Raw genomic sequence first — 776 nt, 5'->3', positions numbered from 1 at the left:
GGCATGGTGGTAGATTACCTTTCTTCCCAACCCAACCGGGCTGGATATCAGGTGTCTACCAAACAGGGGTCAGGTCCACGCCTACACCAACCAGACCACAACCACCGCCGCACAAGCACTCATCGACCTCATCCTCGAAGACACCTGAAGTGTCCCAGGTTTTGTTCCGTTTGAGTAGATGGGAAATCTGGAATATGCCAAGAAAATTTGACCAGGATGCGAAGGATCGTGTGGTCCGTCTTGTAGAGGACCGCATCTTGGCGGAAAATATGTCGATGCAAGCCGCGTGCCAGGCAGTAGCCCCAAAGCTGGGGGTGTCATGGCACACAGCCCGTCAATGGACCCAACAGGCCCGCCGTGCGGGAAACATCCCAGAACCCGTGCCTGAAGATCTGGCCGCCGAAAACGCGAGGCTTCGCCGTGAAAATCAAGAGCTACGCGACACCAATGAACTTTTAAAGGCTGCCTCAGCTTTTTTCGCGTCGGAACTCGACCCAAAACGTCGGAAATGATCCGGTTCATCGATGAATACCGGAATCGTTTCTCTGTCGAGTTCATCTGTAAGACGTTGAAGAAAAACCGCGCTGGTGGGTTCATCACCTCGCGTGGGTATCGTCAGTCCAAGGCCCGTGGGGTAAGTGCTCGCGGCCTTCGTGATGCTGTGCTGGTTGAACGCATTAGTGCTATCCATCGGGATAATTGAAGCGTCCTGGGTTTAGTTCCTACCTCAGCTAAGGAAGGATTGAACTATGCCTAGAAAGTATTCCGTCGAGTTC

General features: G+C 53.4%; 1 protein-coding gene. It reads left to right on the top strand.

Annotated elements, in window-relative coordinates:
• Positions 1–194 precede the first annotated feature (194 nt).
• Positions 195–512 (top strand): transposase, encoded by a 318-nt coding sequence (locus tag QP324_RS12305; RefSeq protein ID WP_013887466.1) that lies wholly within the window; start codon positions 195–197, stop codon positions 510–512.
• Positions 513–776: the final 264 nt, after the last annotated feature.

Source organism: Corynebacterium sp. UMB0012 (assembly GCF_030216265.1).
Lineage (GTDB): Bacteria > Actinomycetota > Actinomycetes > Mycobacteriales > Mycobacteriaceae > Corynebacterium.
The sequence above is the reverse complement of the archived record's forward strand: the minus strand, read 5'-3'. Positions and strand labels throughout refer to the sequence as shown.